Genomic DNA, 6,336 nt, shown 5'->3' with positions numbered 1-6,336 from the left:
GCCCTGCCTGCCGGAGGATTGGCGTCAGATTGCGGCGCGACTAAGGTCGCGGCGGCGGCCGCGACGCAGGTAGCCTGAGACGGTGATCGAAACAGCAGTTGAAGCGGCAGTGTTGCAGGAGCTGGTGGAAACGCAACGCGCCCCGGCGCCGGTGATCGACTGGCTGGTCAACGGTCACTGGTCACCGCCCACAATGGTGTGCGATGTGTCCTATCCTCGCGCCGACTACTCGGGGCTGCTGGAGTTCTGACCAAGACGGCCAGGTGCGTTGAGGGCTCGGAGGCCGCTCGATAGCGACGCGAAGCGACCATACTCTTGCCCTGCCGCTGTCGTCTTTTCTCCCAGCCAGATCCCGATAATTTGCGGGAATCCGTGGGCGGTTGACGTCCAGACCGGGCCTCCGGAATCACCGGGGATGCTCGGCGGCATCCCGGTAGTCAGGTATTGATCTTCGCCTTGGCTGGCGGTGATCTGGCCGCATTGCTGACCGCTGGAAACTCCCATACGGCAGACGGTCTCGCCGATTTGGGGCTCGGGGTAGCCATCGATGAAGGGCATGCGGTGGTCGGTGATGAAGGCCGACGCCAATGAGTTCGTGCTGAAGTCGATCAGTGCATAGTCCGCGCCGCCGCTGCGGGGAGGTTCGAACACGCTGCGCACGAAGTCTCCGGTGAGCCCGTTGCGCTTGTCACGCGCATACCCTGCTCTCGAGTCGGCGCGGCAGTGTCCGGCGGTGATGGCGTAGGTGTGCATGTCTGCGCCGGTGTAGACGTATCCGATCGTGCAGAACTGGTTGCGCCCGCCGGGGTTGATGTAGTCGACCTCGTCGCCGGGGCTGACGACGGTCAGGGCGGCGTGTGACGAGGGCGAGCTGGTCAGTGCCAGCGCTGCGGCGGCGGCCAGGCTGGCGACGGTTGCGGCGGATCGGTGGGTTGTGGTGCGCATGGGTCGGTCACCTTTCAGGTTCTAGGCGGCCCGCGTGTGGCGCACGCGGCGTTCGGAGCGCAGTTGCGCGCGCGCGGTCATGCTGTCGATCCAGGCACGGGCGGTGTTGGCCGCGGGCCCAGGCCGGCCGGCGGCGGCGGCGATGGCTGCGGCCGCGCGGTTGGTAATGGCGATCTCGAAACGCGTTGTCATGCAGACTCCTTGAAATCGGGGTGAGTTGGTGGGCGACGGGTACTGCGCCGGTAGTCGACGATGAGCCGCTGTAGAAGCGTTTCGACGGCCTCTGCTGCACGACCTGCCACGGGTGAGCGGTGCTGGTTGCTGTGGTGCTGAAGCTCGTCGTGGGTGTCCTGCACTGCGCGCAGTTGGGCGGCGGCTTCGGCGAGCCAGCGTGCCGCGTTGCGGGCGCTGCCGTGCACCAGGCCGCGCCGGTCATGGTGGGCTCGGGCCTCCTGCAGAGCGGTGTCGAAACGATCGGCGGCCCAGCGGGCCTTGGCGGCCGCGGCCAAGGCGTATAGCTCGGCCGGAGTGATGATCGTGAAACCGCCGAAGAGGTCGCTGCGCTCCCACAGGCCGGAGTTGACGTGATCAGTGACGTCGGCTTTGTCGACCTCGATGGCCGGCGTGAGGAGGACCACCTGGGCGGCCCTGCCCTGCAGGCGTTCATGCAGGTTGATCGCGCGTTGATATCCGGCGAGATCCCGGTCGGCCACGATGGCGACGTTGACTCCGGCGAATGCGTCGATGAGCTCGGCGGGGAAGTTGGCGGCCCCTTGGGCGTTGGTGGTGGCCAAGCGACCCAGCGCGGTCAGGGTGTCGGCGTCCTTCTCACCTTCGGTGACCCACACCCATGCGCCGGTCTTGGCCGCGTGCTGAATTGCATTGGGGCGGTAGAGCACCGGGGTGAATCCGTGCGGCTTGCGATATACCCATTGGCGCCCGTCGCGGTAGCGCTGCCGGAACTGCTTGTGGGGGCGCCCGGTGCATGTGCATTCTTCGCGAATGACCTGCTGCACTGGTTCGTCGGACAGGGTCAGGTAGGTGTAGACCCGGACCCTGCGCCACCGGTGCTCGACGTGTTCGCGGGACGCGGTGATCCGCGCGGGCAACGGCCCTAATCCGCGAGCTCGGCGGGGCGCCTTCGGTTGTGCAGCGCGGGTCGCGCTGTGACGGGTTGTGGGAGCGGGGTTGTCGAACAGATCGGCCAGGCGCAGACCGAGAGCACCGGCGATCTCGGCAGCAGGGGCCTGGCAGCTAAAGCAGTGCAGCAGCACCGCTCCGCCTGCCCCGGCGCGGGTGTTGTCGCGCCATCCCACCGACAGTGAGGGGGAGTGGTCGGTGTGCAGGGGGCAGCTGGCCATGAAGGCGTCACCGCCGCGCGGCCGGATGGTCTGCCCGGCCACCTGCAGAGCATCCCGCACCTGGTCCAAAGCGCTTCCGGGGCACCGGGTCTGCGCTGGGCTGGCCATCACGGAGTCTCCTTGTCGATGACCGTGTGCACCACGGCGTAGGCCGCGCGGGTGTGGCGAATGCTGTCGTCGAGGAAGGTGGCGACATCGCGGCCGTCGCGGCCGTCGACGAACTCGACGTCGTAGATGGTGTTACCGCGCAACCGGTCCAAACTGTCTGCGGCCTGTTGCAGGGCCTTCACGGCGTCGGCCAAATGGTTGAGTAAGTGGCTTCGCGTTTCCGCGATGCGCTCAATGCTGTCCAGTTCGGCGAACTCGGCGACTGCTTGCTCGAGGGCGGCGTCGGTGTACATCGGGTGGGTCCTTTCCAATCAACGGGTCTAGGCGGCGGTCAAGCGGGCGACGCGATCCGGACGGAAACCCGACCAGTGCTCCGTGGGGGAGACGTAGACGACGGGCGCGCCCAGGTATCCCAGGCTCATCACGTATTCGCGGGCCTCGGGATTTTCAGTGACATCGATTTTCTGGTATTTGATGCCCTGATTGTCGAGCGCCTTGAATGTAGCGGTGCATTGGACGCAGGCCGGTTTCGTGTAAACCGTGATTTGAGACATTAGTCGCCTCCTTCGTAAATGGCTGGTGCTGCGTTTCGATAATCAAATATTACTGTCGTGAGTGGCCCTATGCCATAGTCGCGCAAAAGAAATCCAGGCAATTGTGGATTGTTCTCCACAACGATTGGACGCCGGGCATAACCTCCCCCTCCCTGCGACGGTCGCCGAGATGAACGCAGGCCATACCTGCTGTCAGACCGCGCATTTCGTACCTCTCGCCAGGCAGGAAGGCGAGGCTGCGGGCCAGGCAACTGCACCGGGGATTCACGCTGATTCTCGGTACACGCGACTTGGCGGTAAATGACGCACATATGCACTTATTAAATCCCTTTCTATCCCATTCCGTCATTAACCCAGCCCCAGGCGGTCAGGCGATACACGCCCACTGGCAGCACCTACTTGCATGTCATTTTGTTGTCATTGCTGCCATTCTTTTCGTCACTCTGGCATTCACGATTTAAACCGGCCAGAGGGCCGTGGAGTGCAAGGCCCGGGCGTGAAGTTTTCCCAGCGAGCCTCAGCGAGCGGCTCGGGGAAACGTTCACGAGCCACCGGCCCGCGGCAACGCAGAGGCCGGGCGCCTTGCAGGTAGCGGCCCGGCCGGTGACAATCGGATGGCCAGAGGGCGCAACATGTTTCACGCCAGCAACTGGAAAGTTCCCCCGCCGCCGCCGCCGCCAAGGTGGGGCCAGAACCGAGTCCTGACCCCACCCGCGAGGCGTGTTACTCCTTCACCGCATCGGCCAAATACTGGTCGTACACATCATCGGCGCTCTTGGCTTTGGTCATGACCTCCTCGACTGGGGCCAGCGGGTAGTCGTTGTCGGCGAGCCAGCGCAGATATTCGCTGCTGCCGACGTGGTGGCCCCACCAACCGGTGTTGTTGCGCCAGGCCTCCTTAGGGGTGCGCGATTCCAGAGCACCGAGGACCAGGGCCAGCGTGATCACCTGAGCGCGCCCGTCGCCGGTGGCGGGCAGATCAGCCACGAGTTTGGCCACGCCCTGGCCGTCCTCGACTCCGAGCAGTTCGGCGGTGGTGTCGAGCGCGTTGTTGTTGGTGAGCAACGCGCTGTCGCGAGCCAAGCAGTCAGCGACGAACATGGCCGCACCCTTGGGTGGGGTCTTGCGCGCCAGCAGCTTCTTGACGAACTCGCGCCGCACTCCCAGAGCGGCGTCTCCGAGTTTGTTGAGCGCCAACACTTTCCGGCGCTCCCGCTTCTCGGCCTCAGCCTTGTCGAGCGCGGCCTGCTGGCGTGCGGCCTCGCGGGCCTCGTCGTCCAAGTCGACCGCTTCGCCGGTGTCGGTGTCCACCAGTCCGGCCTGGCGCGCGAACCAGCTCTGCGGGGTCAGTGCTGCGGAACGGTAGTCGAGGCAGTAGTAATCGGGGGTGAACACCTCCTTGTCGATGACCGTGTTGGCATGACGCAGCCCCTCGGCGGGCGTGGCATCGGGCTGGTCCTCGGTCTGCCAGTCCACGCTCTGTTCGTCTACGACGTCGCCGGTTTCCACGTCGCACAAGGCGGTGTCCTCAACGAGAAACACAGCCCAGCGGGCCGGATCGGTGACGGCGGTGTCGTCGGCTTCGTCCCCTTCGGCGGTCACCAGGTGATGCAGCGGTATGCAGGCCGGGTCCCACGAATCCGGGCGCTGCTCAAGGATGGTGAACCCTTTAGCGGCATAGGGCTGGGCGGCTTCGGCCCGTGCCTGGGCGGTGGCGCGTTCCTGACGCAGCTGCGCGAGGGTGTGCTCAAACCACCCTCGGCCTGCCGAGCTCATCAGCCGCTCCACCGCGCCGGGCATGTCCTCGAACTCGGTGATCGCCGCCGCTTCGGTCAGGCTGAGTTGGCCGCTGGCCAGGGCGTCCATGGCGGTAGCCGACCGGGCCGCCGTGTGAGCGGCCTTCACGGCGTCCTTGCCGACCGACAACCGCTTGGCCACCTTGGTTACCGACAGCCCCGCGTCGATCATCTGCTGGATACCCCGCGTCCGCTGGGCCTCGGTCAGGTCCCGCTTCTGATCGTTCGTCACGATCTGGTGCACAATGCGGTCGATGGTCTCCTGGCTGGCATCGGCAGCGGTGGACGGCAGCACGTAGACCGGGACGCTGGACAAGCCAGCCTCGCGGGCCGCCAGGGTACGTCGCTGCCCGTTGCGGACCCGGATGACCTCGGGCCGCTCGGGGTCACGAACACCCGTGATCGGCACCAGAACTCCGTTTTCGGCGATGTTCGCGATGAACGCCTTGCTCAGCGCTGCGTCGTCGCGGACGTTGTCACCGATGTCGAGCAGCGCCGGGTCAAGGTGTTCCAGCGTCCCGATGGGCTGGTCGGCAGCGGTAACCGCGCTATCGGTGTTGGTTATGTCGGTCATGGTCGAACCTTTCTGTGTACGGCAGGCGCTCACATGGCCGCCCGCTCTTTTTGCCTTCTGGCAATTGAGATTTGGCCCGGCATAGGGGCGCGGAGTGCAAGGTCCGGGCGCGCAGTTGGCCGCCGCGAGCACAGCGAGCGTCGCGGGCAACTGGGCGAGCCTTGCGCCCGAAGCGAAGCGGAGGCCGTGGCCTTAGCGCGAGCGAACCGCCGGGCAACAATCGAATGCCAGGAAGGCACAAACATGGGCTTGGGCCGACGGCCCAAGCTATTCAGCAGCAGCAGCGCCGCAGGCGCTTCAACTTCAAATCACCGTTACGATCGCGGAAATGGGACTTCGGCACACCCGGCGCGGATGGGAGGAACCCCGTCCATCACGGTGCCCGGGATGCGCCGGCGAGCTCGGCGCAAACCAGGTGCTCGTCGGAGTAATGCACTGCCGGTGCGGACGGATACACCGTTCCCACTCGTGCCGGCACTGCGACCACACGATTTACACTCCACCCCTGGATGCTTCGTGTGAGTCCCAGAGCCTTGACGGCCGGTAAACCGGCCGAGTCGCGCATGAAGTGGATGTATCGGTTAGGCGAGGCGGCGGAAGACGGTGTTGAGGTAGGAGTTCAGGCCAGCACGTCGGGGCCGAGGTAGCGAATGACCGGGGTTGCGCCGTCGAGGTCCCACAGGATCAGGTAGTCACTGTCGGGGTCGGCGATGGTGATCGCCCACAGCCGGCCGGGCCGAATGAGGCGCCGGCGGACCGGCGCGGCGGCGGGATCGGCTTCGATGCGGTCGAGCCATTCGTCTATCCGCGCCGCTAAGGCGGGGTTGGAGTCGTAGAGCCGCATCAATTCGTCGTGAGGCTCCGGGTCCATTTCGAGCACGAGCAAATCCTACCCCAATACCCTATTGCCCTCGAAGCCCCAATTGAACATATGGGGCAAGGGGGGTTATCATTGACAGTGTGGAACCCGTGATGATTGAAGTGGACGGTCGGCGCCG

At 65.4% G+C, this 6,336-nt stretch carries 8 protein-coding genes; 1 reads left to right on the top strand and 7 read right to left on the bottom strand.

All coding sequences use genetic code 11. The features are described from left to right. Positions 1-82 precede the first annotated feature (82 nt). Positions 83-250, top strand: coding sequence for a hypothetical protein (locus AC5Y4T_RS19765; RefSeq protein ID WP_156181200.1), 168 nt, complete (start codon positions 83-85; stop codon positions 248-250). On the opposite strand, the gene AC5Y4T_RS19760 is transcribed toward AC5Y4T_RS19765, so the two are convergent. The 7 genes from AC5Y4T_RS19760 to AC5Y4T_RS19730 form a co-directional block, all read right to left on the bottom strand. Beyond that, complete coding sequence (locus AC5Y4T_RS19760; protein ID WP_047323401.1) at positions 226-945, bottom strand: chymotrypsin family serine protease; 720 nt, start codon at positions 943-945, stop codon at positions 226-228. The genes AC5Y4T_RS19765 and AC5Y4T_RS19760 overlap by 25 nt on opposite strands. A 21-nt stretch (positions 946-966) precedes the next feature. Continuing rightward, on the bottom strand, positions 967-1,137 hold the full coding sequence (locus AC5Y4T_RS19755; RefSeq protein ID WP_089150878.1) for an amidohydrolase: 171 nt from the start codon (positions 1,135-1,137) through the stop codon (positions 967-969). After that, positions 1,134-2,414, bottom strand: a complete 1,281-nt coding sequence (locus AC5Y4T_RS19750; RefSeq protein ID WP_047323402.1) for a toprim domain-containing protein — start codon at positions 2,412-2,414, stop codon at positions 1,134-1,136. Before AC5Y4T_RS19750 ends, AC5Y4T_RS19755 begins: the two co-directional genes overlap by 4 nt. Beyond that, positions 2,414-2,707 (bottom strand): hypothetical protein, encoded by a 294-nt coding sequence (locus AC5Y4T_RS19745; protein ID WP_052955321.1) that lies wholly within the window; start codon positions 2,705-2,707, stop codon positions 2,414-2,416. The genes AC5Y4T_RS19750 and AC5Y4T_RS19745 overlap by 1 nt, the downstream gene beginning before the upstream one ends. Before the next feature lie 27 nt (positions 2,708-2,734). Then, a complete protein-coding gene (nrdH, locus tag AC5Y4T_RS19740) occupies positions 2,735-2,968 on the bottom strand; it encodes a glutaredoxin-like protein NrdH (protein WP_047323403.1) in 234 nt (77 codons plus the stop codon). Between the two features lie 723 nt (positions 2,969-3,691). Continuing rightward, complete coding sequence (locus AC5Y4T_RS19735) at positions 3,692-5,338, bottom strand: ParB/RepB/Spo0J family partition protein (protein ID WP_499954963.1); 1,647 nt, start codon at positions 5,336-5,338, stop codon at positions 3,692-3,694. 619 nt (positions 5,339-5,957) lie between these two features. Further along, the gene (locus tag AC5Y4T_RS19730) at positions 5,958-6,218 is read right to left on the bottom strand and encodes a hypothetical protein (protein WP_101953322.1); all 261 of its coding nucleotides are present in this window, start codon (positions 6,216-6,218) and stop codon (positions 5,958-5,960) included. Between the last annotated feature and the right edge of the window lie 118 nt (positions 6,219-6,336).

The sequence above is a fragment of the Mycobacterium sp. NGS11 genome, from assembly GCF_059813315.1.
This window is presented reverse-complemented; position numbering and strand designations above follow the sequence as displayed.